Origin of the sequence: Raskinella chloraquaticus (SeqCode) (genome assembly GCF_021731865.1) — a bacterium.
GTDB lineage: Bacteria > Pseudomonadota > Alphaproteobacteria > Rhizobiales > UBA4765 > Raskinella > Raskinella chloraquaticus.
The window spans coordinates 1-26259 of the sequence record NZ_JAKFWN010000032.1 but is presented as its reverse complement, the minus strand read 5'-3'; the positions used below and the strand labels follow the sequence as shown (position 1 = coordinate 26259).

General features: G+C 62.3%; 26 protein-coding genes and 2 riboswitches. Of the genes, 4 read left to right on the top strand and 22 right to left on the bottom strand.

Annotated elements, in window-relative coordinates:
• Positions 1-29: 29 nt before the first annotated feature.
• Positions 30-485 (bottom strand): ribonuclease HI, encoded by a 456-nt coding sequence (gene rnhA, locus ACINK1_RS11490; protein WP_376802081.1) that lies wholly within the window; start codon positions 483-485, stop codon positions 30-32.
• Between the two features lie 2 nt (positions 486-487).
• The gene (gene thrB, locus ACINK1_RS11485; protein WP_376802337.1) at positions 488-1450 is read right to left on the bottom strand and encodes a homoserine kinase; all 963 of its coding nucleotides are present in this window, start codon (positions 1448-1450) and stop codon (positions 488-490) included.
• 96 nt (positions 1451-1546) lie between these two features.
• On the opposite strand from thrB, the gene ACINK1_RS11480 reads away from it, so the two are divergent.
• Positions 1547-2446, top strand: a complete 900-nt coding sequence (locus ACINK1_RS11480) for a DMT family transporter (RefSeq protein ID WP_376802082.1) — start codon at positions 1547-1549, stop codon at positions 2444-2446.
• Between the two features lie 9 nt (positions 2447-2455).
• Here the strand turns inward: ACINK1_RS11480 and ispH are convergent, their stop codons facing one another.
• Positions 2456-3436, bottom strand: a complete 981-nt coding sequence (gene ispH, locus ACINK1_RS11475; protein WP_376802083.1) for a 4-hydroxy-3-methylbut-2-enyl diphosphate reductase — start codon at positions 3434-3436, stop codon at positions 2456-2458.
• Positions 3437-3640: 204 nt separating this feature from the next.
• Between ispH and ACINK1_RS11470 the strand changes: the two genes are divergently transcribed.
• The gene (locus ACINK1_RS11470; protein WP_376802084.1) at positions 3641-4360 is read left to right on the top strand and encodes a hypothetical protein; all 720 of its coding nucleotides are present in this window, start codon (positions 3641-3643) and stop codon (positions 4358-4360) included.
• A 26-nt stretch (positions 4361-4386) separates the two neighbouring features.
• Here ACINK1_RS11470 and gcvPB read toward each other — a convergent pair whose 3' ends face one another.
• The 6 genes from gcvPB to ACINK1_RS11440 all read right to left on the bottom strand — a co-directional run bounded on the left by gcvPB (position 4387) and on the right by ACINK1_RS11440 (position 10550).
• On the bottom strand, positions 4387-5955 hold the full coding sequence (gcvPB, locus tag ACINK1_RS11465) for an aminomethyl-transferring glycine dehydrogenase subunit GcvPB (RefSeq protein WP_376802085.1): 1569 nt from the start codon (positions 5953-5955) through the stop codon (positions 4387-4389).
• Positions 5952-7301, bottom strand: coding sequence for an aminomethyl-transferring glycine dehydrogenase subunit GcvPA (gene gcvPA, locus ACINK1_RS11460; protein WP_395760132.1), 1350 nt, complete (start codon positions 7299-7301; stop codon positions 5952-5954). The genes gcvPB and gcvPA overlap by 4 nt, the downstream gene beginning before the upstream one ends.
• 8 nt (positions 7302-7309) lie before the next feature.
• Complete coding sequence (gene gcvH / locus ACINK1_RS11455; RefSeq protein WP_376802087.1) at positions 7310-7687, bottom strand: glycine cleavage system protein GcvH; 378 nt, start codon at positions 7685-7687, stop codon at positions 7310-7312.
• Between the two features lie 46 nt (positions 7688-7733).
• Positions 7734-8864, bottom strand: coding sequence for a glycine cleavage system aminomethyltransferase GcvT (gene gcvT / locus ACINK1_RS11450; protein WP_376802088.1), 1131 nt, complete (start codon positions 8862-8864; stop codon positions 7734-7736).
• 52 nt (positions 8865-8916) lie between these two features.
• A riboswitch (glycine riboswitch) is annotated at positions 8917-9005 on the bottom strand.
• Between the two features lie 3 nt (positions 9006-9008).
• Positions 9009-9104, bottom strand: a riboswitch (glycine riboswitch).
• Between the two features lie 82 nt (positions 9105-9186).
• Positions 9187-9672, bottom strand: coding sequence for a peroxiredoxin (locus ACINK1_RS11445; RefSeq protein WP_395760131.1), 486 nt, complete (start codon positions 9670-9672; stop codon positions 9187-9189).
• 56 nt (positions 9673-9728) lie between these two features.
• A complete protein-coding gene (locus ACINK1_RS11440; protein WP_376802090.1) occupies positions 9729-10550 on the bottom strand; it encodes a protein-disulfide reductase DsbD domain-containing protein in 822 nt (273 codons plus the stop codon).
• A 171-nt stretch (positions 10551-10721) separates the two neighbouring features.
• On the opposite strand from ACINK1_RS11440, the gene ACINK1_RS11435 reads away from it, so the two are divergent.
• On the top strand, positions 10722-11309 hold the full coding sequence (locus ACINK1_RS11435) for a YqgE/AlgH family protein (protein WP_395760136.1): 588 nt from the start codon (positions 10722-10724) through the stop codon (positions 11307-11309).
• Between the two features lie 7 nt (positions 11310-11316).
• Here the strand turns inward: ACINK1_RS11435 and ACINK1_RS11430 are convergent, their stop codons facing one another.
• The 13 genes from ACINK1_RS11430 to coxB form a co-directional block, all read right to left on the bottom strand.
• Positions 11317-12294: a bifunctional helix-turn-helix transcriptional regulator/GNAT family N-acetyltransferase gene (locus ACINK1_RS11430; RefSeq protein ID WP_376802092.1), complete on the bottom strand. Its 978-nt coding sequence runs from the start codon at positions 12292-12294 to the stop codon at positions 11317-11319.
• Positions 12295-12379: 85 nt separating this feature from the next.
• A complete protein-coding gene (locus tag ACINK1_RS11425) occupies positions 12380-15265 on the bottom strand; it encodes an EAL domain-containing protein (RefSeq protein WP_376802093.1) in 2886 nt (961 codons plus the stop codon).
• Positions 15266-15514: 249 nt separating this feature from the next.
• Positions 15515-16090 carry a GNAT family N-acetyltransferase gene (locus tag ACINK1_RS11420; RefSeq protein ID WP_376802094.1) on the bottom strand — a complete coding sequence of 192 codons (576 nt, stop codon included), beginning with the start codon at positions 16088-16090 and terminating at the stop codon, positions 15515-15517.
• 15 nt (positions 16091-16105) lie between these two features.
• Positions 16106-17389 (bottom strand): pitrilysin family protein, encoded by a 1284-nt coding sequence (locus ACINK1_RS11415; protein WP_376802095.1) that lies wholly within the window; start codon positions 17387-17389, stop codon positions 16106-16108.
• Positions 17386-18795 carry a threonine synthase gene (gene thrC / locus ACINK1_RS11410; RefSeq protein WP_376802096.1) on the bottom strand — a complete coding sequence of 470 codons (1410 nt, stop codon included), beginning with the start codon at positions 18793-18795 and terminating at the stop codon, positions 17386-17388. The genes ACINK1_RS11415 and thrC overlap by 4 nt, the downstream gene beginning before the upstream one ends.
• Before the next feature lie 49 nt (positions 18796-18844).
• Positions 18845-19522, bottom strand: coding sequence for an SURF1 family protein (locus ACINK1_RS11405; protein WP_376802097.1), 678 nt, complete (start codon positions 19520-19522; stop codon positions 18845-18847).
• Positions 19523-19569: 47 nt separating this feature from the next.
• Positions 19570-19935, bottom strand: a complete 366-nt coding sequence (locus tag ACINK1_RS11400) for a DUF983 domain-containing protein (RefSeq protein ID WP_376802338.1) — start codon at positions 19933-19935, stop codon at positions 19570-19572.
• A gap of 100 nt (positions 19936-20035) precedes the next feature.
• On the bottom strand, positions 20036-20899 hold the full coding sequence (locus tag ACINK1_RS11395; RefSeq protein WP_376802098.1) for a cytochrome c oxidase subunit 3: 864 nt from the start codon (positions 20897-20899) through the stop codon (positions 20036-20038).
• A 31-nt stretch (positions 20900-20930) separates the two neighbouring features.
• Positions 20931-21554 (bottom strand): cytochrome c oxidase assembly protein, encoded by a 624-nt coding sequence (locus ACINK1_RS11390; RefSeq protein WP_376802099.1) that lies wholly within the window; start codon positions 21552-21554, stop codon positions 20931-20933.
• Between the two features lie 3 nt (positions 21555-21557).
• A complete protein-coding gene (locus ACINK1_RS11385; protein WP_376802100.1) occupies positions 21558-21707 on the bottom strand; it encodes a CoxF protein in 150 nt (49 codons plus the stop codon).
• Complete coding sequence (locus ACINK1_RS11380) at positions 21707-22687, bottom strand: heme o synthase (RefSeq protein ID WP_376802101.1); 981 nt, start codon at positions 22685-22687, stop codon at positions 21707-21709. The genes ACINK1_RS11385 and ACINK1_RS11380 overlap by 1 nt, the downstream gene beginning before the upstream one ends.
• A 39-nt stretch (positions 22688-22726) precedes the next feature.
• Positions 22727-24337 (bottom strand): cytochrome c oxidase subunit I, encoded by a 1611-nt coding sequence (gene ctaD / locus ACINK1_RS11375; RefSeq protein WP_376802102.1) that lies wholly within the window; start codon positions 24335-24337, stop codon positions 22727-22729.
• A gap of 50 nt (positions 24338-24387) precedes the next feature.
• Positions 24388-25224: a cytochrome c oxidase subunit II gene (coxB, locus tag ACINK1_RS11370; protein ID WP_376803732.1), complete on the bottom strand. Its 837-nt coding sequence runs from the start codon at positions 25222-25224 to the stop codon at positions 24388-24390.
• Positions 25225-25687: 463 nt separating this feature from the next.
• On the opposite strand from coxB, the gene ACINK1_RS11365 reads away from it, so the two are divergent.
• Positions 25688-26259: invasion associated locus B family protein (locus tag ACINK1_RS11365; RefSeq protein WP_395760130.1), on the top strand; the 572-nt coding region annotated here is incomplete at its 3' end.

The window sequence follows — 26259 nt, the reverse complement described above, 5'->3', positions numbered from 1 at the left end:
GCCAAATCAGCTTTGGCGCAGGGTGAGGGCTACCCTTGCTCGCGCAAGCGCTTGATGGCAGCGCGCGCCAATTCGTCCACGCGCTCATTCATCGGATCGCCGGCATGTCCCTTGGTCCAGTGCCAGGCGATGTCGTGGCGCGCGACCAGCTCATCGAGGCGCATCCACAGATCGGCGTTCTTCACCGGCTTTTTCTGTGCCGTCTTCCAGCCATTGCGTTTCCAACCATGGATCCACTGCATGATGCCGTTACGCAGATATTCGCTGTCAGTGGTAAGGTCGACCGACATCGGCCGGGTGAGGGCTGCCAGCGCCTCGATGGCGGCCATCAGCTCCATGCGGTTATTGGTCGTGTCAGCCTCGCCCCCGGAGAGCTCGCGCTCGCTCGCGCCCCAGCGCAGGACCGCCCCCCAGCCGCCCGGCCCCGGATTTCCCGAACAGGCGCCATCGGTGAAGATGATCACGCGCTTTGCGGTGTCAGTCATGCTCAAAGACCATAATCGGCTGGCGACATCATGCGCCGATGGAAGCGGTTTTTCCGCCAGTATTCGACCGGATCAAGACGCTTCACCAGGGCACCCGGCGGCGTATTGATCCAGTCATAGAGGCGGGTGGCGAGGAAGCGCATGGCGGCACCACGGCTCAGCAGCGGGAACGCTGCTTTTTCAGCGTCGGCCAGCGGCCTGATTTTGCTGTAACTCTCCACGAGTGCGCGCGCCTTGGTGATATTGAGCGAGAAATGATCGGCTTCAAAACACCAGGCATTCAGACAGATCGCCAGATCATAGGCGTAGGCGTCATTGGCAGCGAAATAGAAATCGATGAGCCCCGACACCTGCTTGCCGATGAAGAGGACATTGTTGGGAAAGAGATCGGCGTGAATGACGCCGCGTGGCAGGTCGGATGGCCAATGGCGCTCCAGGAAGGCCATCTCATCCTCGATGTCCTCGGCAAGCCCCAGCGCCACCTCGTCGGCGCGCTCACCCACAGCTGCAATCAGCGGGCGCCAGGCCATGACCGACATGGCGTTTGGCCGTGCTAATTCATAATCGGCGCTCGCTTCATGGAGGGCGGCGAGGGCTGCACCCACAGTCGCGCATTGTTCCGCACTCGGGCGGCGCACCGACACACCGTCGAGAAAACTCATCATCGCCGCCGGGCGACCGGCGAGCCGCTTCAGGCTTTCACCCTGGCGATCGACGATCGGCATCGGGCAGCGCACGCCCTTGGACGCCAGATGGCGCATCAACCCCAAAAAGAAGGGCAAATCCTCGCTTTTTGTCCGCTTCTCGTAGAGGGTGAGAATAAACCGGCCACCTTCGGCATGGAGCAGATAGTTGGTATTCTCAACACCTTCAGCGATTCCCTTGAAAGACAAAGGCATGCCGATGTCGTAAGCCGCCACGAAGGACGACAATTCTTCATCCGATACATCGGTATAGACTGCCATCCCCACCACAGCTCCGCGCACCATGCCGCATCCGGTGGTAGCCTTGCTTATCCACGACGTCAAAACGCCCACCAGACCACCAACCGGGTTTCACACATGTTCGAATGGCTATGGGCCGTCTTCACCGTCACCGCTTCCGCCGCGCAGACGGTGCGCAATGGCGTACAGCGCAGCCTGACCAAAAGGCTCGGCACGGTCGGCGCCACCCATGTACGCTTTCTCTACGGGCTGCCCTTTTCCCTGCTGTTTTTGCTGATCGTCTGCCTGACGTCTGGCGCCGCGCCGCCAGCGCCCGATGTCACCTTCCTGCTGTGGGTGGCGCTTGGCGCCTTCGCGCAGATCCTCGCCACCGGCCTCATGCTGTCGGCAATGAACGAAAAGTCGTTCGTGGTGACGACGGCACTCACCAAGACCGAGCCCATTCACGTGGCGCTCTTTGCGGTTGTCGTTTTGGGCGAGCATCTGTCAGCGCTGGCGGTGATGGCCATCCTGATGGCGACCGGCGGCGTGCTGATGATGTCGTGGCCGGCCGGAACAGAAACCAGAGGCTTCAAAGCCAATGCCCGGCCTGCCCTGCGCGGTATTGTGTCAGGCGCGCTGTTTGGCGCGGCCGCCGTCGGCTTTCGTGGCGGCGTGTTGTCGCTTGAGCACACGAGCTTTGTGTTACGGGCGACCACCACGCTTGTCTGGGGGCTGGCCTTCCAGGCCTTCAGCCTGTCAGCCTATCTGGCGGTACGTGACCGCCAGGTACTCATCGGCGTCCTCAAGGCGTGGCGCTCTTCATTGCCGGCTGGCTTCACCGGGGCGCTTGCCTCGCAATTCTGGTTTCTGGCGTTTGCGCTTGAACAGGTCGCCCGCGTGCGCACGCTGGCGCTTGTCGAGGTGATCTTTGCCTGGGCCTTGTCACGCAAGGTCTTCAGGCAGGGCACGACGGGCCTCGAGGCGGCCGGGCTTTTGCTCGTCGTGCTTGGCGTGGGGCTGATCCTCAACAGCTGAGGGCGGCTGCTAAACCGCCGGCTCGGGCTGGGCTACGTCGCGCAACTGGCGCGGCAGCGGGAAAAAGACATGTTCTTCCGATGTCGAGACCTGGTCGATGGTGATGTCGTAGCGCTCGGCGAACGCCCCCATCACTTCCTCGACCAGGACCTCGGGCGCCGAAGCGCCCGCCGTCAGGCCCAGCGTCTTGATGCCCTCAAAGAGGGACCAGTCGATTTCAGCCGCGCGCTGGACAAGGTAGGAGCGGGCGCATCCGGCGCGCTCGGCAACCTCACGCAAGCGCAGCGAGTTCGAGGAATTGGGGGCGCCGACAACGATCAGCGCGTCAACCTGCGGGGCTACCACCTTCACCGCTTCCTGACGGTTGGTGGTGGCGTAGCAAATGTCCTCCTTGTGCGGTCCGGTGATCGAGGGAAAGCGCTGCTCAAGGGCGAGGATGATGTCATGGGTGTCGTCGATCGACAGCGTCGTCTGGGTGATGTAGGCGAGATTGCCTTCATCGCGCGGCGTCAGCCTTGCGACATCATCAACCGTTTCGACAAGCTGGACGGCGCCATCAGGCAATTGACCCATGGTCCCGGTCACTTCGGGGTGGCTGGCGTGACCGATGAGGATGATGTCGCGGCCGCGACGATGATGGATCTCGGCCTCGCGATGCACTTTCGTCACCAGCGGACAGGTGGCGTCGATGGCGAGCAGATTGCGGCTGGCGGCCTCGGCAGGAATTGATTTCGGGACACCATGAGCCGAAAAGATCACCGGATGATCATCGCTGGGCACCTCGTCGAGTTCCTCGACGAAAATCGCGCCCTTCTGCTTCAGACTCTCCACCACATAGCGGTTATGGACGATTTCGTGGCGCACATAGACCGGCGCGCCGTATTTTTTCAACGCCAGTACCACCACATCAATGGCACGCACAACACCGGCGCAGAAGCCACGCGGCGAGCACAGGATGATGTTCAGCTTGGGTTTTTCAGCGCTTGCCATGAAATTTCCTTGTCTTGACGGCACAGGAGCAGCGATAAGCTCCGGTCAAGTGGCGCATATCAGGCGCCTGCCTGCCTGTTTGGTTGCAACGCTTGCCATGCTAGGACACGAACGCCCCCAGCATGGCGGCAATGGAGATGTCTATCCATGGTCTGCGCGGATCGCAAGCGAGTGATGATTGCCCGACTACACCAAGGAGTCGCAGTGACGGCCTTCCTGACGCTGGCCGGATGCAGCGCGTTTGGTATCGGGGCAAGCCCGCCTGCCGCCCAGACGCCCGCAACCATCGAGGGATCGGGAACAGTTGCGGGCCAGACGGCTGCGCCGGCGGCCAGCCAACCCTCGCTCGCCGACCTTCCAACCAATGCCCGCCCGGGCTGGCTGCAAGGGATTTTCGGCGCTCCTTTAGCCGTTCCTGGCGACCCCTCCGCGCCAAAGCTGGCGCCGGGGATCGTTGCTGTCAGCTGCCCCAATGTGGAAATCCGCGAAGGTACCGAGACCCTTCGTACCTTCCGCGCAGGTGCCGGTGAGGCGGCGGAAGCGCTGGTGTGGCAGGCCACACTTGGCAAGTTGGCGCGTGAATGCCACACGCTGGGTGCTGACAATAATTACGCCGGAAGTTACCGTGTCGGCGCCGTCGGCCGCCTGCTGCTGGGGCCGTCGGGATCGCCAGGTAACTACCAGGTGCCGGTGCGGATTGCTGTTGTGCGGGGGGATGATGTCCTCGATTCCCGCCTGACCCAGGTGAGCGTATCGATACCGCCCAATGAGGCGCAGGCAAATTTTTCAATCGTCATCGACAATTTCAAAATCACCCGCGATCCCAGCGATAAACTCTCCGACCTGCAGATATTTGTGGGCTTTGATCCGGCACCTCCGCCGGCAGCACCCAAAACGGCACGTAAATCGCGGGCCCGCAGCTAGGGTCCTGACCTTAAGGCCCGCCCCGTCTAATCGGTGTCCCGCGGCAGTGGGGCGCGGGGCTTCCAGCGCAAAACGGGCTGGCGGGCAGCGCGCGTCTCATCAAGGCGACGGCGCGGGCTGAGGCGCGGGGCGGAAAGAAAGCGTTCTTTCTCGCCCGCCCTCACGGCCAAAGCGAGATCGCGCATGGTCGCAATGAACAGGTCAAGCGAGAGCTTTGATTCCGATTCGGTTGGTTCAATCAGCATGGCGCCATGGGCGACCAGCGGGAAATAGATGGTCATCGGATGGTAGCCCTCGTCGATCAGCGCCTTGGCGATGTCGAGCGTGGTGAGGCCAGTGCCTTTCAGCCAGGCATCATCAAACAGCACCTCATGCATGCAGGGCTGGTCGCCGAAGGGCTGGGTCAAGAGGTCGCTCAGCCCGGCGCGGATGTAATTGGCGTTGAGGACGGCATCCTCGGATGCCTGCTTCATGCCATTGGCGCCGTGGGAGAGCATGTAGGACAATGCGCGCACATACATACCCATCTGGCCGTGGAAAGCGGTGAGGCGACCGAAGGGGGCGTGATCGCCGTCGCGCGCCGTATCCTCAACGAGGCGCAGGCCCCTGCCATCGCGGAGCAGATAGGGCGCCGGGGCAAACGGGGCGAGAGCTGCCGACAGGACCACCGGCCCAGCCCCCGGACCGCCGCCGCCATGAGGCGTCGAAAAAGTCTTGTGCAGGTTGATGTGCATGGCATCGACACCCAGATCGCCCGGACGCGCCTTGCCGACGATGGCGTTGAAATTGGCGCCGTCGCAGTAAAAATAGGCGCCAGCCTCGTGCACGGCCGCGGCAATCGCCACGATCTCGGCCTCGAACAGACCGCAGGTGTTGGGATTGGTCAGCATGATTGCTGCGACATCGCCATCAAGGGCTGCTTTGACCGCATCCGCCCGCACCATGCCATCAGCGCCGGCTGGCACCGAGCGCACGCTGAAGCCGATCAGGGCGGCCGTTGCGGGGTTGGTGCCATGGGCTGAATCAGGCACGAGCACCACCTGACGCTCGTGCTCGCCACGGGCAGCCAGTGCCGCCTTGATCGCCATCATTCCGCAAAGCTCGCCATGGGCGCCTGCCTTGGGGCTCAGCGCCACCGCGTTCATGCCCGTCATCTCGATCAGCCAATGCGACAGCATCTCCATGAGTGCCAGCGCGCCGGGCACGGTTGATTGCGGCTGCAATGGGTGGATATCGGCAAAGCCCGGCAGGCGCGCCATCTTCTCGTTTAACCGTGGATTGTGTTTCATGGTGCAGGAGCCTAGCGGAAACAGCCCCGAATCAATGCCGTAATTCTTCTGGCTGAGGCGCACATAATGGCGCATCGCTTCCGGTTCGCTGAGGCCGGGGAGGCCGATCGCGCCCGCTCTCTCCAATCCGCCAAGGCGCGGCACGAAAGCCGCCGGCTCCTCAAGGTCAACGCCGGTGACATCATGGCGCCCGATCTCGAAAAGAAGCCCTTCTTCCTGCTGCAGCGCCCGGTTGGCGGTAAAGGTTCGCGCCGGGCTGATGCCGGTCGTTTGTGATGGGGCGGTGGGGCGACCTTCGGAATTCATGCGAGCACCTTTTTCATTGCCGCAACCAGCCTGTGGCGATCGTCATCGCTGTTCATCTCGCTGGAGGCGACGAGCAGCAGATCCTTGAGGTGCGGGCGCTCCGGTTCGAGGCGTGATACCGGTACGCCGGCAAGCACGCCCGCCTGCGCCAGGGCTTCCACCAGCGTTGCCGCATCGCCAGGGACGCGCAGGGTGAATTCATTGAAGAAGGAATGGTTCAACACCTCCACCCCTTTGACGTCACGCAACATGTCGGCAAGCCTGACCGCATGCGCATGATTGAGGTGCGCAAGTCGCTTGAGGCCTGTTTCGCCCAGAAGCGCCATGTGGATGGTGAAGGCAAGGCAGCACAGGCCGGAATTGGTACAGATGTTCGATGTCGCCTTGTCGCGGCGGATATGCTGCTCGCGGGTCGACAAAGTGAGGACAAAACTGCGCCTGCCATCGGCATCAACCGTTTCACCGCACAGGCGTCCGGGCATCTGGCGGACGAATTTCTGCCTTGTGGCGAAGAGCCCCACATAGGGGCCGCCGAAATTGAGGCTGTTGCCGATCGACTGGCCTTCCGCCACCACGATGTCAGCCCCCAGCGCGCCCGGGCTTTCAACCAGCCCGAAGGACACCGCTTCACTCACCACCGCAATCAGCAGGGCGCCAACGCTGTGGGCTTTGGCGGCAATCGGCCGCAGATCGATGATCTCGCCATAAAAAGACGGCGACTGCACGACGACGCACGACGTGTCAGCATCGATGGCTGCGAGGATATCCTCGCTGCTGCCCGCAATGGCCGGCACCATCGCCTCCACATCATCGCCCGCCATGCGCGAAAGCGTTTCAACAACCGTGCGATAATGGGGATGCAGCGTGCCCGACAGGACGGCCCTGGCGCGCCTGGTCAGGCGATGGGCCATGAGGACGGCTTCGCCGGTGGCCGTCGAGCCATCATACATCGAGGCGTTCGCGACCTCCATGCCGGTCAGCAACGCCACCTGCGTCTGGAATTCGAAGAGGTAGTGCAGCGTCCCTTGCGCGATCTCGGGCTGGTAGGGGGTGTAGGAGGTGAGGAATTCCGAGCGCTGGATGAGATGATCGACGCTGGCCGGGATGTGGTGGCGATAGGCGCCAGCACCGACGAAGAAGGGCACATCTCCAGCCGCTTTATTTTGCGCCGAAAGCCCATTGAGCAAGCGCTCGACATCACATTCGCCGCGCCCCGCCGGCAGCTCCATCAGCCCCGGCAAACGCTTGTCAGCAGGGATACCGACGAAGAGATCATCCATCGACGCGGCGCCGATTTTGGCCAGCATGTCGAGACGTTCAACAGCGGTGAGCGGGAGATAGCGCATGGAACGCCTCAGCCCAGGGTTTCGACATAGGCGTTGTAGTCTGCCTCGCTCATCAGGACATCCATCTCGCCGGCATGGGCAAGCGTCATCTTGAGGAACCAGCCCCCGGCCAGCGGCGACGAATTGACGATTGCTGGCGTATCGGGAAGCGCCTCATTGACCGCGACCACCACGCCCGTCAGCGGCGCATACACTTCAGACGCCGCCTTAACTGATTCAACAATTGCCGCCTGTTTGCCCCGCTCAAGCTTCGCGCCGACATCCGGCAATTCGACAAAGACCACATCACCGAGCTGCTTTTGCGCGTAATCGGTGATGCCGATGGTCGCGATATCGCCGTCGAGGCGGACATATTCGTGATCTTTGGTGAAACGCAGAGACACCATGGCAAGGCTCCGTAAAAGGGTGGGATCAAGTCGCCGGCCGCGCTGTTCAACCGGCCCGGGCATAGCGATGCGGCACAAATGGCATAGCGGTGACGAGGGCGTTGAGACGCTTGTCGCGCACCTGCACATGAAGCGCTGTTCCGGCCACTGCATGCGTCGGGGGGAGGTAGCCCATGGCGACAGGCCGCCCGACTGTCGGGCTAAAACCGCCGGAGGTGATGATACCGATCCTCAGGCCCTTCGCCGGATCTAGGATGGCGCAGCCTTCGCGAGCTGGCTGGCGGCCCTCAACGATGATGCCAACGCGCTGGCGTTTCATGTCACCGGCAAGCTCACCCATCAGCCGTCTGGCGCCAGGAAAGCCTCCCTCCTGACGCCGGCGCTTGGCGACCGAGAAGGCAAGCCCCGCCTCGATCGGCGAGGTTGTCTCGTCGATATCGTGGCCGTACAGGCAAAGGCCGGCTTCAAGGCGCAGCGTATCACGGGCGCCAAGGCCTACCGGGCGCACATCATCCTCGCCCGTCAATACCGCCCACAGCCGCGGTGCATCGCGGGCGCCAAGCGCTATCTCGAAACCGTCCTCACCGGTATAGCCGGAGCGCGAAACGACGCAATCGATACCGGCCAGTCGCACGTGGCGCACGCTCATGAAGCTCATGGCCGCTAATGTCGCCTCGTGCTCGGCTAGAACCGCCGCCGCTTTCGGGCCCTGCAGGGCAAGCAGGGCGCGATCCTCATGGGCGAGCAATCGCACGACGGGTGGCAGGGCGCTCATCATATGCGCATAATCGACCGATGCGCGGGCTGCGTTGACGACGAGGGCGAGGCGGCCATCATCGCCGCCACGGCTCACCATCACATCATCAATGATGCCGCCAGACGGGTTCAATAACTGCGTGTAGCGCTGCTTTCCCGGCTCAAGGCCCAAAATATCCGCGGGCACCAGCGCTTCAAGCGCCCGCGCCGTCGTCTCGTGATCGGGGCCGACCAGCTCAGCCTGCCCCATATGGGAGACATCGAAGAGACCGGCATTCCCGCGGGTCCAGTTGTGCTCGGCGAGAATGCCATCCTCGTAGTGAAGCGGCATTTCATAGCCGGCAAACGGTACCATGCGCGCGCCAGAGGCACGATGGGCCATCACCAGCGGCGTCTGCTTCAAAGAAATATCAGCGGCCATGCGCGGTTCCCGACAAGAGACAGCGTGCCGGATCATGCCCGGTTCGCGCCCCCTCTGTCTGGGAACCTGAGAGATTTCGCCGCATCGCTACAACGCGGCTTGCACCCGTCGGTGAACGGCTGTGGCCGTTGCTTTCCAGAGTCAATAACACGCGCGGTCCGGTTGCCTGAGCGTTTCCGGGGCGGTTGCGCCTTCGGCGCCAGTCGGGAATACCCGGCTGGTCTCTCCCGCGTGTGCTGCCTGACGTGCCGCCAGACGCCTTCGATCATAGCGCGCCGATTACAAAGATCAAAGGCTGATCGAGCGAAGCCGGCAGAGTATTTCAGATTTCCTTCAGAAGCGCGACGGCGCTCGACGCGTCAGCCTTGGAAGGCACGTCCTCGACATTGAGGACCTTGACGACACCATCATCCACCAGCATCGCATAGCGCTTCGAGCGGATGCCAAGACCAGGAACTGTCGCATCAAGATCAAGGCCGATGGCCTTGGCAAAAACAGCCGCGCCATCAGCCAGAAACACGATCTTGTCGCCAGCCCCCGTCGCTTTCTTCCATTCGTTCATCACAAACACATCGTTGACGGCGGTCACAGCGATGGTATCGACGCCCTTGGCATGAAGCTCTGCCGCATGCTCGAGATAGCCCGGCAGATGATTACGGTGGCAGGTGGGGGTAAAGGCACCCGGTACGGCGAAGAAGGCAACTTTCTTGCCCTTGAAGACATCGCTGCTCGCAAGGTCAGCAGGGCCATCGGAACCCATGATCTTGAACTTCACGTCGGGTAGGCGATCACCAACTTTAATCGTCATCTGTGTCTCCGGCTGCAGCATCGTTGCTCCAGCCTCCTGACATAGACGGTCATCGTCTATCCGTCGAGTGTATGCGCTTCCTCCACCGCCGCGCGGCGGCTGACGATGGTCACGAGAATAGGAGAAGCAGGCGGTGCGGCGGATGGCCCGCCAAGGCTTACTGAAAATCGCTTCAAAGGCCCGGACGAAGCGACCTCGACCGCCATCCCCAGATCAAGATCGACCTGCCCCTCGACGGCTACAAAGTCAACGCCACCCAACGCATCCACCGCAAACTCGATACGCCGTTGATCAGCCAGATAGCGCCAGTCCCGGATCATGGTTCCCGCAGGGACGCGGCGGGGCACACGCGCTCGGGCGCGCTCGATCAACGCGGCGGCGTCATCAGCGGGCGAGCCGGACGCAAAGCGCAGCCGCGCCTGGCTTTCGGCTGGAATACAGATGCGCTCGCACACCCCATACGTCAGATCAAGGACAAGCTCGACGTCACTGGCCGGATCGGCGGGTATCACCTCGACCGGGAAAACAACGTCACCGGTATAGCCCAGGAACATACCCGGCCCTTCCCCCAGACGGCTCGGTGCCGGGTAGGAGACAATGACCGATTTCGCATTGAGAGAGGCGCTCCAGTCAAAGATCGGCGGGATACCGCTCCCGCCGGGCAAGCGCCAATACGTCTTCCAGCCCGGCTGCAACGACAGCTGGACACCGGCAAGAAGGCGCCCCTCGCCGTCACGTCCGCCGGCGAGCAGGCGCATGCGCGCCGGCAAGGCGTCGCTGGCATGGCTTCGTCCCATCCATTGCGAGCACACCGCCATCAGCCCGGCGGCGGCACCAGCACACACATCGCGGCGACGGGTGGAAAAGAACATCGGCATCCCGTATCCCTACGCCAGATAATTCGAAAAAACGATGAACAAGCTCGTGACGCCCACGTGAAGCGGGTTTGAGCGGGGTCGACTGGCGCGGTGTATGATGCTCGGATATTCCATAAGGGCGGTGAAACCGCTAGGCTGACACCCATGAAGCTGACCTAACTTCTCGAACGCCTGACTGGTCCGGGCTATCTCGACGGCCATTTTCTGGTGGCGATGCCGTCGATGCCCGATCCGCGCTTCCAGCGCGCGGTGATCTATATATGTGCCCATTCCGACGCCGGGGCCATGGGCCTGATCATCAATCATCCGGCCGATGACATCCGGTTTTTCGATCTGCTGGTGCAGCTCAACATCATCCCTGAAGGAACGGACATTACATTGCCGCCGGGGCATGGCGCGATCTGCGTCGTCAAAGGCGGGCCGGTTGAGCCGGCGCGCGGCATCGTCCTTCACTCCGATGATGTTATGATCGCCAACGCGACGATGGCGATGGATGACGGGGTCTGCCTCACCGCGACGCTTGATATCATTCGCGCCATTGCCGCCGGGCAAGGGCCGCGTGACGCCATTCTGGCGCTTGGCTATGCCGCCTGGGCGCCGGGGCAGCTCGAGCGTGAATTGCAGGCCAATGGCTGGCTGGTCTGTGCCGCCGACCGCACGCTTGTGTTCGATCCCGATATTTCAGGAAAATACCAGCGCATCCTGCGCCATCTCGGCGCCGATCCGACCCATCTGTCATCGCAGACCGGTCACGCCTGATCGCTCGTCAATCGCTCTCCAGCGATAATTCCCACGTCTCGCCCACGAGATGATGGCCGAAACTGTCATGAGGCTCGCTTGCGGTCAGGACAAAGCCGCGACGCACATAAAGCGCGCGCGCAGCGACAAGAATATCGTTGGTCCAGAGAACAAGGCGGCGATAGCTGCGAGCCTTGGCGGCGGCGATACAGTGATCGACCAATCGTCCGCCAAGTCCAAGACCGCGCGCCTGCGGCTCCACCAGCAGAAGGCGCAGCCTGGCGGCATCAGGCCCGGCCCTGACCAGCATCACACAGCCGAGAAAGGCCCCGTCGCGCTCGGCAATCCAGCAGCCATCATGGTCGGGAGCGAAGTCACGGATGTAGGTGCTGGCGATCTCGGCCACCAGAGCTTCGAAGGCGCGGTTCCAGCCATAGTCACGCGCGTAGAGCACGGCGTGGCGGTGAATGATGAGGCCCAGATCGCCGATGGCGGCGTCGCGGATGACGATGGGCGATGGCGCGGCGGCGGCGAGGATGTGTTCCGCCGTTGCCAGTGCGGTGATGAGAATTTGTCTGACGTCGCCTGGCAACGGCTTCAACATGGCGGCGACGTCATGGTCGGCTTGATGATCCAGCGAGCGGAAGAGCGCCTTGCCGGCCCTGGTCAATTTGATGATGGCGCGGCGGCGATCGTGCCGATCTGTCTCGCGCCTGATCCACCCGGCCTTTTCGAAGCGCGCGAATGTGCGGCTGAGCTGTGCGCGATCAAGGGCAAGGAGGCGGGCAATATCGACGGCGTGGCTTCCCTCACCGCGCGCCAGCTCGTAGAGGATGCGCGCCTCGGTCAGCGTCAGGCTGGTTCCGTAGAGGCCGGGCTCAAGAAGGCCGGCATGGCGCGTGTAGAAGCGGGCAAAGCGGCGAAGCGCTGCGACTGACGCGCGTGGCACATCAGTGCCGCCGACGTTATCCCGGCCGGTGGAACCGGGGGGCTCATCTGCAAGCATGGGGCATCCTCTCGCGCGACGTCCGGGCAACAGAGGTCGAGATTCATGCGATTGGTTGATGATGTCAACTAATTATATGCACGCCTTACTGCGCGGCAGCCAGCCTTGTGGCGCCACGCAGATGGAGCGTCGCATGGTCGGCATTCATCGGTTGCCCGAAGGCATAGCCCTGGGCATAGAGGCAGCCGAGCTGGCGCAATTCCAACCCGTCGGAGACGGTTTCCGCTCCTTCCGCCACCACGTCCATTTCAAGGTCGTGAGCAAGGGCGACGATCGAGCGCAGGATGGCGGGGCGCTTGCCTGACCCGTCGGGATGGACGAAGGCGCGATCGATCTTCAACGTATCGAAGGGAAAGCGCTGCAGATAGGACAGGCTTGAATAGCCGGTACCGAAATCGTCCAGCGACAAACCGACGCCCAGTTCCCTCAGGCGCACGAGAACCTGGGCGGCGAATTCAGGGTTTTCCATCACCAGACTCTCGGTGATCTCAAGCTTCAGCGTTGCCGGGTCGATCCCGGTTGCCGACAAGACGGCGCCCACGTCATGGGCGAGATCCTGGCGCAGCAATTGCCGGCTTGATACGTTGACTGCCATGGTGAGCGGGTGCGCGCTGGGAAAATCGCGTTGCCAGATTGCGAGCTGCTGGCAACTCTGCTGGAGGACCGCTTGGCCGAGCTCGACGATCACGCCACTTTCTTCCGCGATCGCGATGAATTCGCCGGGCGAGATGCGCCCGCGTCGCGGATGCTCCCAGCGCACCAGCGCCTCGAAACCGGCAATCGTCTGATCGGCAAGACGTACCACGGGCTGGTAAAAGACGCGAATTTCGCCGCGCTCCACGGCGCGCCGCAATTCGCTTTCGACCATCAGCCGGTCGCCGCTGCTCGCGCGCATGCTCGGCTTGAAGGCTTCGATACGGTCAGCGCCGCCTTTTTTGGCGTGATACATCGCCAGTTCAGCGTCGTTCAGGATGTCCTCCCGCCCGTGATAATGATCATCATGGATGGCAAGCCCGATCGAGGCGGTCAGGAATATTTCACGCTCGGCAAAGCTCAGCGGCTGGCGAATGGCTCGCCGCAGGCGATCGGCGAACGCGGCAATCTGATCTGTCTCGGATTGTGACATGAGAATGATGCCGAACTGGTCGCCGCCGATGCGCGCCAGCGTATCTTGTGGCTCGATGAGGCGCGACAGGCGGCGGGCGATGGTCATCAGCATGCTGTCGCCGGCGGCAAGCCCCACTGAATCATTCACCTGCTTGAAGCGATCAACATCCACGACAAAGACGGAAGGGCGTATCTGTGCGTCCGTCTGGGCACGCACCATGGCGGCAGAGACGCGGTCGAGAAACAATTCGCGATTGGGCAGGCCGGTCAGATTATCGTGAACAGCATCATGGAGCAGGCGCTCCTGGGCAATGCGCATGTCGGTGACGTCGGCGAGTGTTCCGACACAGCGGATCACCTCGCCGTCGGAGCCCACAACAGGGCGGGCGCGCAGATGAAACCAGCGATAATGCCCTTCATGATCGCGCAGGCGGAAATCCTCATCGACACGACCGCGCCGCGTTTCGAGGACGGCATCGAGGACGGCGCGAAAGCGATCGCCATCGCTTGGGTGCAGGCAATCAAGCCAGCGCGCCGGCGCCACCAGCAGCGTGCCGCGCGGCAGGCCCAGCACCTGTTCAGCCTCGGAGCTGACGAAAATGCGGTCGCGCAAAACGTCCCAATCCCACACGACATCGCCAGCCCCGATCAGCGCGAGCGCACGGCGCTCGCCATCGCTCACCGATGAGGGGGCCAGCGGCCCGCCGGAAAAAGCGTGCTGCATCACCGTGAAGCCGACGAGGAGCACGATCAGCACCAGCCCACCGTCGAGCGCCGCCGCGACCACATCGTTGTTGAGAGTGCCGAACACGGTTGCCCCTGCCGCGCCGATCCACAGGGCCAGCAAGACCCAGCAGGGAGCCAGCATGATGGCGCGGTCATAATGGCGCATGATCGCCAGCCAGACGATGAGGCAAAGGCCGACAATCGCGGTGGCGGCCGTGGAAAACCGGGCAATCGTTGCCGCCAGCGGCGGGTCGTAGAGCGACAGCCCCACCAACGCGCCAAGCCCGACCAGCCACAGTCCGACAACCCAGACAAAGCGCACATGCCAGCGGCCGAGATTGAGATAAGCGAAGAGAAAGATCAGAAGCATGGCCGAAATCGCCACTTCGGCGCCGGCGCGATAGATCCTGTCGCTACTCGCCGCCGCGTTGAAGACTTTGTGCCAGAAACCGAAATCAATGCACATATAAGCCAGAACGGCCCAGGCGAGACCGGCCGCCGCTGGCAGCATGGTGGTTCCCTTGACGAGAAACAGGATGGTGAGGAAGAGCGCGGTCAGCCCCGCAATACCGATCACGATCCCCTGATAGAGGGTGAATGAATTGACGGTATCCTTGTAGGCATCCGGTTCCCACAGATAGAGCTGCGGCAGGCGGCTGTCGCGCAATTCGGCAACGAAGGTCACGGTCGAGCTCGGATCAAGAGTGATCAGGAAGACATCGGCCTGGCTGCTGTACTGGCGATCGGGGCGGAACCCCTGGCTCGGCGTGATCGATTCGATGCGCGGGCCGCCAAGATCAGGCCGATAAAGCCCCGACCCGGACGCACGATAAAACGGCGCGACCAGAAGGCGGTCGATCTGCTCATCCGTCTCGTTTGACAGCGCAAACACTGCCCAGCTCGGCGACGGGCGTGACGCGCTGGCGCGCACTTCGATCCGGCGGACGATGCCATCGGTACCAGGCGCGGTCGACACCGATAATTGCTCGCCGCGATCCCGGTAGAATTCAATGGCCCGGCCAAGATCGATCGCGTTGACATCGACAGCGACGCTCACAGCGTCAAGCGCTGATGCCGGCCCGGCGATTGCCAGGGCGAGCACACATGTCACGATCCGAACGAGGTCAGAAAACCGCAACCGTTCCTCCCGCGCCCATCGCGCATGCTGCGAATGCCTAGAACATGTTGCCAGAAAGTGGAACCGGTAATTCAATCGCCATATGCCCCGCGATTTTGCACATGATGACGGCGTGGGCGGCCTGACGGGCGCCTCCGCCCGGCACGGGCCTCAGCCATCGACAGCCGATCGACAAGCTTGCGCTTCACGCCCAAGAGTGTTCCCGGCGATCGATCACCGCCAAGAGGCGCGTCGTCATCGAGATCAGCCTCACGCGTCCTCAGCAAGGCGGGCGAAGAGCAGGTGATCCTGCCAAGCGCCAGCAATACACAAATATTTTCGTGCGTAGCCTTCGCGCTGGAATCCGACTTTTTCGAGAAGGGTCATCGACGCGCGGTTATGCGGCATGGTGGCCGCCTCGATGCGATGCAGCCCCATTTTGCCGAATACATGAGGGAGCAATGCCCGCAGGCTGGCGCTCATCAGCCCCTTGCCGGCATAGGGCGCGCCCATCCAGTAGCCGAGCGCGCAGGTCATGGCGACGCCGCGACGGACATTCGACAGCGTCAGGCCGCCGACCAGCGTCGCGTCGGCAAAGATGAAAAAGCTGTAGGCGGTATCCTCACGCATTTCCTGCCCGTAACGCCTGATACGACGGCGGAAGGCAATTTTTGTCAGATCATCCGCCGGCCAGGTTGGTTCCCACGGGGTCAGAAAGGCGCGGCTCTGGTGGCGCAAGGCCGCCCAGCTGTCGTAATCGCTCGCCAGCGGCACACGCAAGATGACCCCCTGTCCGAGGATCGGTGCCATCGTTTCGCCCAGACCGATTGTGCGGAACAGCGTCATTGCCGATGCGGCTCCTCAATGTTGCGGGCGCGGCTTTTCAGGCATCACCGCCTCAAGGCCACCCAGCGCACTTTCCGGGCCGATGGCGGACAGGGCAAGCCTGCCGTCCTCGATAATACGCTGGGCGGAGGCGTGCACCTCGTCGACCGTCACCGCATCAAGGTCAGAAATGACGGTGGCGGCATCGCGCAGCTCTCCGAAGACAAGGAGCTGGCGGGCCAGGCGATCGGCGCGTGCCGAGGAGTTCTCAAGGCTCATGATGAGGCCGGCGCGCAGCTGCGCCTTGGCGCGATCAATTTCCTCACGTGTGCATTCGTGCGCAGCTCTCGCGGTCTCCTCGCGGATGACGGTTACGAGATCAACCACGTCCTCGGGCGCGGTCGCGGCATGGACGCCCAGCAGGCCGATGCCGGCATACCCCCACTGAAAAGCCGAAACATTATAGCACAGCCCTCTTTTTTCGCGGACCTCCTGGAAGAGGCGCGAGGACATGCCACCGCCCAGCAGGGTAGCAAAAATCCGCGCCGCATGGACCTGGTCGTCCTCGACGCCGACGCTGGGGAGGGCAAGGGCGATGTTGACCTGCTCAAGATCGCGGCGATCAAGCACGGTGCCGCCAATGAAGCGGGCCTGAGGCAGCGACGCGGCCTGACCGCTCGGCAGGGAGGCGAAATGGCGCGTCACGTCAGCGACAAGCGCGTCGTGATCGATGGCGCCGGCCGCAGCGATCACGACGTCGCCGGCCACATAATGACGACGCAGGAAACCCTCGATATCGGAACGGGTAAATCCGGCAACCGAGCGATCGGTTCCCAGAATGGACCGGCCAAGCGGCTGATTGGTGAAGGCGGCGGCCTGGAGACTTTCGAAAACGATATCGTCCGGTGTGTCCTGGACGGCAGCTATTTCCTGGCGGATGACGGCCTTTTCGCGCGCCAGATCATCGGGGGCAAAGACGCTGGCGGTGACGATGTCAGCCAGAATATCAAGTGCCAGCGGCAGATCATCTTCAAGGACGCGGGCGTAATAGGCGGTCTGTTCCATCGATGTCGCGGCGTTGATATCGCCACCGACCGCTTCGATTTCCTCCACGATATGACGTGCGCTGCGCCGGCGCGTGCCCTTGAAGGCCATATGTTCGAGGAGGTGCGCGATCCCATGCTCATGGCCGGCCTCAACGCGGGCACCGGCGCCAACGAAAACGCCCAGCGAGGACGATGCGAGACCGGGCATGCGCTCGCTCACAATGCGCAAACCGTTATCCAGCGTGGTGAGGCGGGGCGGCGGAAGGTCAATCATGCCGCAATTCCTCCGGCGATACGGCAATGATCAAGCACGTAGCGCTCGACGATTGCCTGGTCATTGGGAAGCACCGTCAGGCGCTCGGGAGCTGTCCGCTGTGCGGCCAACGCCAGCGGCAGGGGGGGGCGGACACCGCACGCCGCCTCGACCGCATCGGGAAATTTTGCCGGGTGGGCGGTGGCGAGCAGGATCTTGATCGCGTCAGCCTCGGCGCATTTGCGCAGCACCACCGCACCAACTGCCGTATGCGGGTCGAGCACATAGCCCGACGCGGCATGGACGGTCCTGATTTCGTCCGCGACTTCGGCCTCGCTGGCATGGCCTGCTGCAAAGAGCGCACGTATAGAGGTGAGCGCCTGCGGGGAGAGGGCGAAGCTGCCCTGCTGTTTCAGCGCCGCGAAGGCGTTACGGATGATGGCCGGATCGCGGCCCTCGGCCTCAAACAGCAGGCGCTCGAAATTGGACGACACCTCGATATCCATCGATGGCGAGGTGGTGGGCTGCACACCGGTGACCGTGTAATTGCCGCTCGCCACAGTCCGCGCCAGTATATCGTTGCGGTTGGTGGCAATGACCAGCTGGGCGATGGGCAGACCCATGCGATGCGCCACATAGCCCGCAAAAATATCACCGAAATTGCCCGTTGGCACAACAAAGCTCAGCCGCCGCGACGGCGCACCCAGGGCTGCGGCGGCGGCCACGAAATAAACAATCTGGGCAAGAATGCGCGCCCAGTTGATCGAATTGACGGCAGCAAGCTGCACACGCTGGCGAAACGCCTCATGCGCAAACATCGCCTTCACCATCGCCTGGCAATCATCGAAATTGCCGGCGATGGCGAGGGCATGGACATTGGCTTCGCCGGCGGTCGTCATCTGGCGGCGCTGCACCTCTGAAACGCGCCCCTCGGGATAGAGAATAAACACATCAGCGCGCGCCCGGCCGCGAAAGGCCTCGATGGCCGCGCCACCCGTATCGCCCGAGGTGGCACCAACGATGGTGACACGCCCATCGCGCTTCTCCAGCGCGTGATCCATGAGGCGCGCCAGCAGCTGCATCGCCACATCCTTGAAGGCAAGCGTCGGCCCATGGAAGAGTTCCAGCAGGAACGCGTCGGGCGTCATCTGGACCAGCGGGCAGACGGCAGGGTGGCGGAACGTCGCGAACGCCTCGCGGCAGGCAGTGGCGATGACGGCTCGATCAACCTCGCCGGCGGTGAAGCGCGCCACAATATCGGCAGCTATCATCGCAAACGGCTTGCCGGCGAAGCCGGCAATCTCGCGCTCACCAAAACGCGGCCATTGTCGCGGCAGGTATAGGCCTCCATCGCTCGCAAGCCCGCTCAACAGAACGTCCTCGAAGCCGAGTTCAGGCGCGCTTCCGCGTGTCGAAATATAGCGCATAGGCACTCCGTTTGACCGCTCCGTCACGGATCGGGGCATCCCTCTTGCCTCAGGCGGAGCGCCGCTTCAACCGTTCGATGATGAAAAGCGATGAAACGACGAGAAGCGTCAAGGCCAACGCCAGCCAGGTGATGGCGTATTCGAGATGGCGATTGGGAAGGACTGGCGGGCGCGGAACGATCACCGGAACCCCGCCCGGATTATTGCTGATCTGATCGAGCGAAAACGGCGCCACGGCGCCAAGCGATGCGGAGAGCGCCATCATTTGCGGATCGCGGGTGTACCAGGCGTTGGCGGCAGGATTGTCGGTGGCGGCAAACCATCCCGCCACCTCGCGCGGGCGCACCCAGCCCTCGATCTGCACCCGCCCGGCTGGTGGCGCAGGCAGCGCTGCGTCAGGGGCGATGCGACCGCGATTGACAAGAATGATGCCGCCGCCATCGACGTCGAGAGGCGTCAACAGCAGCCAGCCCGCCTGCGCCTGCCCGGCAGCATCCTCGTGGACGGTATAAAGGCGGAACACCGGCACTGGTCGAAACTGGCCGGTGAGTGTCACGCGCTGGAAAAAGAGAACCTCAGGCGTCAGGTCCCGCCATGCAGCTTGCGGCCATAATGCCTGCGCTGGCGGGGCGCTGCGGGTGGCTATAGCGCCGATCAGCTTGTCCTTTTCCGCCTTGCGCGCCAATTGCCAGACACCCAAAGCGCACAGGAGCAAGAAAGCAGACATGATTGCAAGCAGCAGTGGCCACCAGGCAAGGCGAAGGTGAGCGGCGCTCATGACATGCGCTCAAGCCGCCCCTCCCGGGCAGCGTTGCGGTACTGAAGGGCGATCATCGTGCCTTTCAGCGGGCGCAGAATGGCAAGCGCCAGAAACGTCGCCAATGGCAGCCACAGCATGAGATGAACCCAGATGGGCGGATGATGGCGCAGCTCCAGCATGAGGGCGGAACCGATGACGATAAAGCCGACGATCATCATGATGAAGACCGCTGGCCCATCGCCCGCATCAGCGAAATCAAACGACAATCCGCAGACCTCACAGCGCGGCTGGAGGGTAAGAAAGCCCGCAAACAGCTTGCCCTCACCGCAATGAGGACACGCGCCGGTGAGGCCAAGTGCTACGACCGGGCGCGCCGTCATGGGACGGGTCGGCGTTGCGGGAGCCGGATCGACGATTGTCATGCCCGAACTCCGGTGCAAGGGGCAAGCGGCGCGCTGTGCGCCGCTCCATGGTGTGATGTCAATGGCCGGCTGCGACCGAGCTGCCGGAACCCCAGACATAGATGCAGGCGAAGAGGAACAGCCACACCACGTCGACAAAGTGCCAGTACCAGGCGGCGAATTCAAAGCCCAGATGCTGCTTGGAGGTCATCTGCCCAAGATAGGCACGCACCAGGCAGACAGCGAGGAAGATGGTGCCGATGAGGACGTGAAAGCCGTGAAAGCCGGTCGCCATGAAGAAGGTGGCGCCGTAGATGTTCCCGGAAAAGCCGAAATGCGCATGGCTGTATTCCACGGCCTGGAGGGTGGTGAAGAGCGCCCCGAGCGCCACCGTACACCACAGGCCCTGCTTGAGACTGGCGCGGTCATCTTCGAGAAGTGCGTGATGCGCCCAGGTGACGGTTGTTCCCGACAGCAGCAGGATCAACGTGTTGAGGAGCGGCAGGTGCCAGGGATCGAAGGTCTGGATGCCGTGGGGTGGCCAGGTGCCGCCCGTATGGGCAATGCGCGCCGTCATTTCAGCTTGGTCGGGATAGAAGGCAACAGCGAAATAAGCCCAGAACCAGGCAACGAAGAACATCACTTCAGAGGCGATGAAGAGGATCATGCCGTAGCGATGATGCAGCTGCACCACGGGCGTGTGGTGGCCCTCGCTCGTTGCCTCACGAATGACGTCCACCCACCAGCTGAACATCACATAGAGGATACCGAGAAGTCCGGCGAAGAACAGGAAACCGCCGGCGCTGAAGCCCAGCAATGTCAGTTTCTTCATCCACATGACGGCGCCTACCGCCATGACAAAAACGGCGCCGGAGCCAACAAGCGGCCACGGACTTGGCGCGACGAGGTGGTAGTCGTGGTTGACGGCGTGGGTGTCGGCCATGGTCAGTCAGCTCCCCTAGGAAAGGCCACGCTCACGGCGCCGGCGCGGCTTGGGCAGGTAATGCCGAAGAGCGCACCGGCTGGCGGGCGGGAAAGAATGTATAGGACAAAGTGATGGTGTCGAGCGAGGCAAGATTTATATCCCCTGCCAGCTCCGGATCGACATAGAAACTGACCGTCAGCTCGGCGCTTTCATACGGCCCGAGCTTTTGCTCGGTGAAGCAGAAACACTCGACCTTGAAGAAGAAAGCGCCGCTCTGCGGCGGGGCGACGTTATAGGATGCGGTGCCCACCGTATCGCGCGCCGACAGGTTGGTGGCGCGATAGGTTGCCAGAAACGGCTCGCCGACGCGCAGGACGGTTGGCGTCGTCACCGCTTCAAAACGCCAGGGAAGGCCCGAAGCGACGTTGGCATCAAAGCGCATTGTGATATCGCGGAGGACGCCGGCCTTGCCCGATGAGGGAAGCGTTGCGGCGATCTGCGGCGTGCCGCCAAGCCCCGTTGCCCGGCAAAAGAGGTCGTAAAGCGGCACCGCTGCATAAGCCAGACCGAACATGCTGGCAAGGAACAGGGTGCATATCAGAGCAACGCGGCGATGCTGGCGGACCAGATCAGTTGGCACGGCGGGGGCGTGATTGGACAGGTCGTTTGCCATCGCTCAGATCGCCCGGTTGAGCAGGGGCACGCCCTTGACGAGCGTGATGATGAAAAACAGGATGACGAGCGACACCAGACTGAACGCAAGCGCCATGTTGCGCTGGCGCAGGCGGCGCGCGCTTTCTTCCGGCGAGAGCGGCTGGCGCGCCATCAACCGGCCATCCAGCCGGCAAGTGGCGCCATCAGCGGGGACACGCCGCTGATATGCTCGACCAGCAACAGCACGAAGAGCAAAAAGAGGTGAAGGATCGACAGCGCGAAGAGCTGGCGGGCGGCCTGCTCGGCCTTCCCGCCTTGCCGCAGCCGGTAAACGCGCCACGCTCCCACACCAAAACACAGAGCCAGCAGCATGGCGATACCACCATAAAGCAGCCCGGCAAAGCCGCAGGTCACCGGCAACAGCGTCGCAGGCAGATAAAACGCGCTGTAGACGATGATCTGGCGACGCGTCTCGTCGCTGCCGGCAACAACCGGCAGCATGGGTACGCCGGCACGGGCGTAATCGTCGGATTTATAGAGGGCGAGTGCCCAGAAATGCGGTGGCGTCCACAGGAAGATGATGAGAAAGAGGATGACCGGCGGCAGTGACAGATCGCCCGTCATGGCTGCCCAGGCGACCACCGGCGGCATGGCGCCGGCAGCTCCGCCGATGACGATGTTGAGTGGTGTCGTGCGCTTCAGCCACTGCGTGTAAACGACGGCATAGAAAAAGATCGTAAAGGCCAGCAGAGCAGCGGCGAGCCAATTGGCAACGAGACCAAGAACCAGCACCGAACCCGCCGACAGCATGATACCGAAGGTGAGCGCTTCATCATGGGTGATGGCGCCACGGGGCAGCGGCCGGCCGCGGGTGCGCGTCATCAGCGCATCGATGTCGGATTCAAACCACATATTGAGCGCGCCCGAGGCGCCGGCGCCTATCGCAATCATCGCCAGCGCGATCACGGCAAGTGCTGCGTGGATATGGGTTGGTGCCATCACCATGCCAACAAGGGCGGTAAAGACGACCAGCGACATGACGCGCGGCTTCAGAAGCGCGATGTAGTCGCTGACCATCGCATCGCTCACGGCAATGCCGGCGGCAGGGCTGCCGCCACCAGGCACCGCATCGCTATCGGCGATGTAGGTCATGACCTTCCAGACCGGGCGCCCTCTCAGGCGCCCGTCCCCTCATTTGATGCGTGGCAAGGTGCCGAACTGATGGAATGGCGGCGGTGAGGGCAGCGTCCACTCGAGCGTGGTCGCGCCTTCCCCCCAGGGATTGTCACCAACCCGGCGCCTGGCGGAAAACGCCTCCACCATGCACCAGGCAAAGGCCAGCATGCCGGCAATGACAATGAAGAAGCCGGCGGACGACACAAAATTCCAGTAAGCGAAGGCGTCCGGGTAATCAGCATAACGGCGCGGCATGCCCTGGAGACCGAGGAAATGCTGCGGGAAGAAGATGACGTTGGCGCCGACGAAGAACAACCAGAAATGCAGATTGGCGATCTTCTCGTTGTAGGAATAGCCAAACATCTTCGGGAACCAGTAATACCAGCCAGCAAAGACACCGAAGACGGCGCCCAGCGACAGCACATAATGGAAATGCGCCACGACGTAATAGGTCGCGTGCAACACGCGATCAATGCCGGCATTGGCGAGCACCACGCCGGTGACGCCACCCACCGTGAACAGGAAGATGAAGCCGATTGCCCATAACATCGGGGTGCGGAATTCGATGGAGCCGCCCCACATGGTGGCGATCCATGAGAATATCTTCACGCCGGTTGGCACGGCGATGACCATGGTGGCGAAAACGAAATAAGCCTGCGTGTCGACATCAAGCCCCACCGTATACATGTGGTGCGCCCACACCACGAAGCCGACAACGCCGATCGCCACCATCGCATAGGCCATCCCCAGATAGCCGAAGATCGGCTTCTTCGAGAAGGTCGAGATGATGTGACTGATGATGCCGAAGGCCGGCAGGATGAGGATGTAGACTTCCGGATGACCGAAGAACCAGAAGAGATGCTGGAAGAGCAACGGGTCGCCGCCGCCTTCGGGCACGAAGAAGGTGGTGCCGAAATTGCGGTCGGTCAGAAGCATGGTGATGGCGCCGGCCAGAACCGGCAGCGACAGCAGCAGAAGGAAGGCGGTGATGAGAATCGCCCAGGCGAAAAGCGGCATCTTGTGCAGCGTCATGCCGGGCGCACGCATATTGAAGATGGTGGTGATGAAGTTGATGGCGCCGAGGATCGACGAGGCGCCGGCAATATGAAGCGACAGGATGAGGAAATCCATCGCCGGGCCGACATGGCCGCCCGCCTGACCGCCCGACAACGGCGCATAGAACGTCCAGCCGGCACCAACACCCAGGCCACCTGTCGGGCCTTCGACAAACATCGAAATCAGCGCAAGCGCAAATGATGGCGGCAGCAGCCAGAAGGAGATGTTGTTGAGGCGCGGGAAGGCCATATCCGGGGCGCCGATCATCAGCGGCACGAAGAAATTGGCGAAACCGCCGATAAACGCCGGCATCACCATGAAGAAGATCATGATGAGCCCGTGATAGGTGGTGAAGACGTTGAAGTCGTGGGCGTCCTTGAAGATCTGCAAGCCTGGATGCATCAGTTCGAGGCGGATACCGCCCGACAATATCCCGCCAACCACACCGGCGAACATGGCAAACCACAAATAAAGCAGGCCGATATCCTTGTGATTGGTCGAAAACAGATAGCGCGCCAACCCCGTTGGATGGTGGTCGTGGGCGTCATGGGCTTCAGCAGCACTTGCCATTCTAGCTTCTCCTGAGGCGCCTCGCGGACCCCTCTAACCGATTAAATCCGTCAGCGACCAGCCTGCTGGGCGTTTGCCACGTCCAGCGATTGACTGGCTGCAAATTTCTTCTTGGCGCCATCAACCCAGGCGGCAAATTCAGCCTCGGGCAACGCTCTGACCGCGATCGGCATGGACGAATGATCCTTGCCGCACAATTCGTTGCATTGTCCGTAATAGACACCCGGGCGCTCGACCTTGAACCAGGCTTCGTTCAGACGTCCAGGAACGGCCGTGACCTGCACGCCGAAGGAGGGAACGAAAAAGGCGTGGAGCACATCCTGCGCGGTAACCTGCAGACGGACCACCTTGCCGACCGGCACGACCATTTCATTGTCGACAGCCAGCAGACGCGGCTGATTGACCGGGTCTTTGCGGTCCTTGTCCTGCACAACATAGCTGTCAAAGGCAAAATTGCCGTGATCAGGATAGGCATATCCCCAATACCATTGATAGCCGATCGCCTTGACGGTCAGATCAGCCTTCGGTGTCGTCTGCTGTTCGTAGAGCAATTTGAAGGAGGGAATGGCGATAACGATGAGAATGATGATCGGCGCCAGCGTCCACACCACCTCGATGACAACGTTGTGTGTCGTCTTGCTCGGGACAGGGTTGGCGGAGGCACGGAAGCGGATGGCGCAATAGGCAAGCAGCGCCAGAACCAGCAAGGTGACGGCAGTGATGATGGGGATCAGGATGGACGAGTGAAACCAGGCGATATCGCTGGCGACCTGGGTGGCGGCCGCCTGCAGATTATAGCCGGCGGACACCGGCTGTGCAGCATGCGCCGTGTCACCTGATGCTGCTGCCAGCGCTGCGACGCCCAGAGCGATAAAACGACGAAGCATGATCCAGCCCTTCCAAAACGGTTCATTGCGGGCATCCGGGCGATGCGCTGCACCCGACAAAAGCCCAATTCTCCTCTGCGCCTACACCAGCCGGGCCATTGTCTCAAGCCCTTGTGACCGGCGCTGACAATTCCACCACACCATAAGATCACACGACGGAGGGAAACGCATCAGTCCGCATTTCCAGATTCATATGATTTTTTAATCCAACCAGCCATGAAAGCGCTCAAATTGCCGGGAAAACAAGTAGGAGGCGCGAGGTTGGCCTGCGGCAATTGCGCGCGAGAATTACCATATTCGACCAAAGTATTTATCTTTACCTGTACCGGCCTGTGGTGCCATCAGGGGCCTGCATGCGAGGATTTGGCGAGCTGGTGGTGTGGCCACTTGACTTGCCTTGGGCCAATGTTACGCCGCATCGCTTGGCGCGCAGGCAGGCGGGACGAATCAGGGAGACCCGACGATGACAGGTGGTTTAGTCGTGTGCGCCGGCGGTATGGCGCGATACCGTGCGTGCGCAGCGGTGGCGCTGCTCGTGCTGGCGCTGTCAGGCGTCCTCATCTTCGTGCCGCATGGCGCGTCCGCCCAGCAGCCCAAGGCGCCAACCGCGCCGGCAGCCCCGCTCACGCCGCCCCAGGTCGCGCCCTCGCAGCCTGCCCCTGCCGCGCCCACCAACAGCGCCATTCGCGCCACGTACGGGGCGTGGCAATTGCGCTGCGAGACGCTGCCCGGCGCCCAGAGCGAGCAGTGCGCGCTCGTGCAGACCGTATCGGCAAGCGACCGGCAGAATGTCGGCCTGCTCATTCTCGCCTTTCGTACCGCCGACAAGAAGGCGAGCCTGCTCAGGGTGATTGCGCCACTCGGTGTGTTGCTGACCAGCGGGCTTGGCCTGCGCATTGACGATGTGAATGTTGGCGCTACTGATTTCGTGCGCTGTCTGCCCAATGGCTGCGTGGCCGAAGCCCGGTTGACTGACGAATTGTTGGGCAAGCTGAAAGCGGGAAAAGCAGCCACTTTCATTATTTTCCAAACGCC

Excerpts from the sequence above, each read along its gene's own strand:
- rnhA (WP_376802081.1), bottom strand. The coding sequence starts at position 485 with ATGACTGACACCGCAAAGCGCGTGATCATCTTCACCGATGGCGCCTGT.
- thrB (WP_376802337.1), bottom strand. The coding sequence starts at position 1,450 with ATGGCAGTCTATACCGATGTATCGGATGAAGAATTGTCGTCCTTCGTG.
- ACINK1_RS11480 (WP_376802082.1), top strand. The coding sequence starts at position 1,547 with ATGTTCGAATGGCTATGGGCCGTCTTCACCGTCACCGCTTCCGCCGCG.
- ispH (WP_376802083.1), bottom strand. The coding sequence starts at position 3,436 with ATGGCAAGCGCTGAAAAACCCAAGCTGAACATCATCCTGTGCTCGCCG.
- gcvPB (WP_376802085.1), bottom strand. The coding sequence starts at position 5,955 with ATGAATTCCGAAGGTCGCCCCACCGCCCCATCACAAACGACCGGCATC.
- gcvPA (WP_395760132.1), bottom strand. The coding sequence starts at position 7,301 with ATGCGCTATCTCCCGCTCACCGCTGTTGAACGTCTCGACATGCTGGCC.
- gcvH (WP_376802087.1), bottom strand. The coding sequence starts at position 7,687 with ATGGTGTCTCTGCGTTTCACCAAAGATCACGAATATGTCCGCCTCGAC.
- gcvT (WP_376802088.1), bottom strand. The coding sequence starts at position 8,864 with ATGGCCGCTGATATTTCTTTGAAGCAGACGCCGCTGGTGATGGCCCAT.
- ACINK1_RS11445 (WP_395760131.1), bottom strand. The coding sequence starts at position 9,672 with ATGACGATTAAAGTTGGTGATCGCCTACCCGACGTGAAGTTCAAGATC.
- ACINK1_RS11440 (WP_376802090.1), bottom strand. The coding sequence starts at position 10,550 with ATGCCGATGTTCTTTTCCACCCGTCGCCGCGATGTGTGTGCTGGTGCC.
- ACINK1_RS11430 (WP_376802092.1), bottom strand. The coding sequence starts at position 12,294 with ATGCTTGCAGATGAGCCCCCCGGTTCCACCGGCCGGGATAACGTCGGC.
- ACINK1_RS11420 (WP_376802094.1), bottom strand. The coding sequence starts at position 16,090 with ATGACGCTGTTCCGCACAATCGGTCTGGGCGAAACGATGGCACCGATC.
- ACINK1_RS11415 (WP_376802095.1), bottom strand. The coding sequence starts at position 17,389 with ATGATTGACCTTCCGCCGCCCCGCCTCACCACGCTGGATAACGGTTTG.
- thrC (WP_376802096.1), bottom strand. The coding sequence starts at position 18,795 with ATGCGCTATATTTCGACACGCGGAAGCGCGCCTGAACTCGGCTTCGAG.
- ACINK1_RS11405 (WP_376802097.1), bottom strand. The coding sequence starts at position 19,522 with ATGTCTGCTTTCTTGCTCCTGTGCGCTTTGGGTGTCTGGCAATTGGCG.
- ACINK1_RS11400 (WP_376802338.1), bottom strand. The coding sequence starts at position 19,935 with ATGACGGCGCGCCCGGTCGTAGCACTTGGCCTCACCGGCGCGTGTCCT.
- ACINK1_RS11395 (WP_376802098.1), bottom strand. The coding sequence starts at position 20,899 with ATGGCCGACACCCACGCCGTCAACCACGACTACCACCTCGTCGCGCCA.
- ACINK1_RS11390 (WP_376802099.1), bottom strand. The coding sequence starts at position 21,554 with ATGGCAAACGACCTGTCCAATCACGCCCCCGCCGTGCCAACTGATCTG.
- ACINK1_RS11385 (WP_376802100.1), bottom strand. The coding sequence starts at position 21,707 with ATGGCGCGCCAGCCGCTCTCGCCGGAAGAAAGCGCGCGCCGCCTGCGC.
- ACINK1_RS11380 (WP_376802101.1), bottom strand. The coding sequence starts at position 22,687 with ATGACCTACATCGCCGATAGCGATGCGGTGCCTGGTGGCGGCAGCCCT.
- ctaD (WP_376802102.1), bottom strand. The coding sequence starts at position 24,337 with ATGGCAAGTGCTGCTGAAGCCCATGACGCCCACGACCACCATCCAACG.
- coxB (WP_376803732.1), bottom strand. The coding sequence starts at position 25,224 with ATGCTTCGTCGTTTTATCGCTCTGGGCGTCGCAGCGCTGGCAGCAGCA.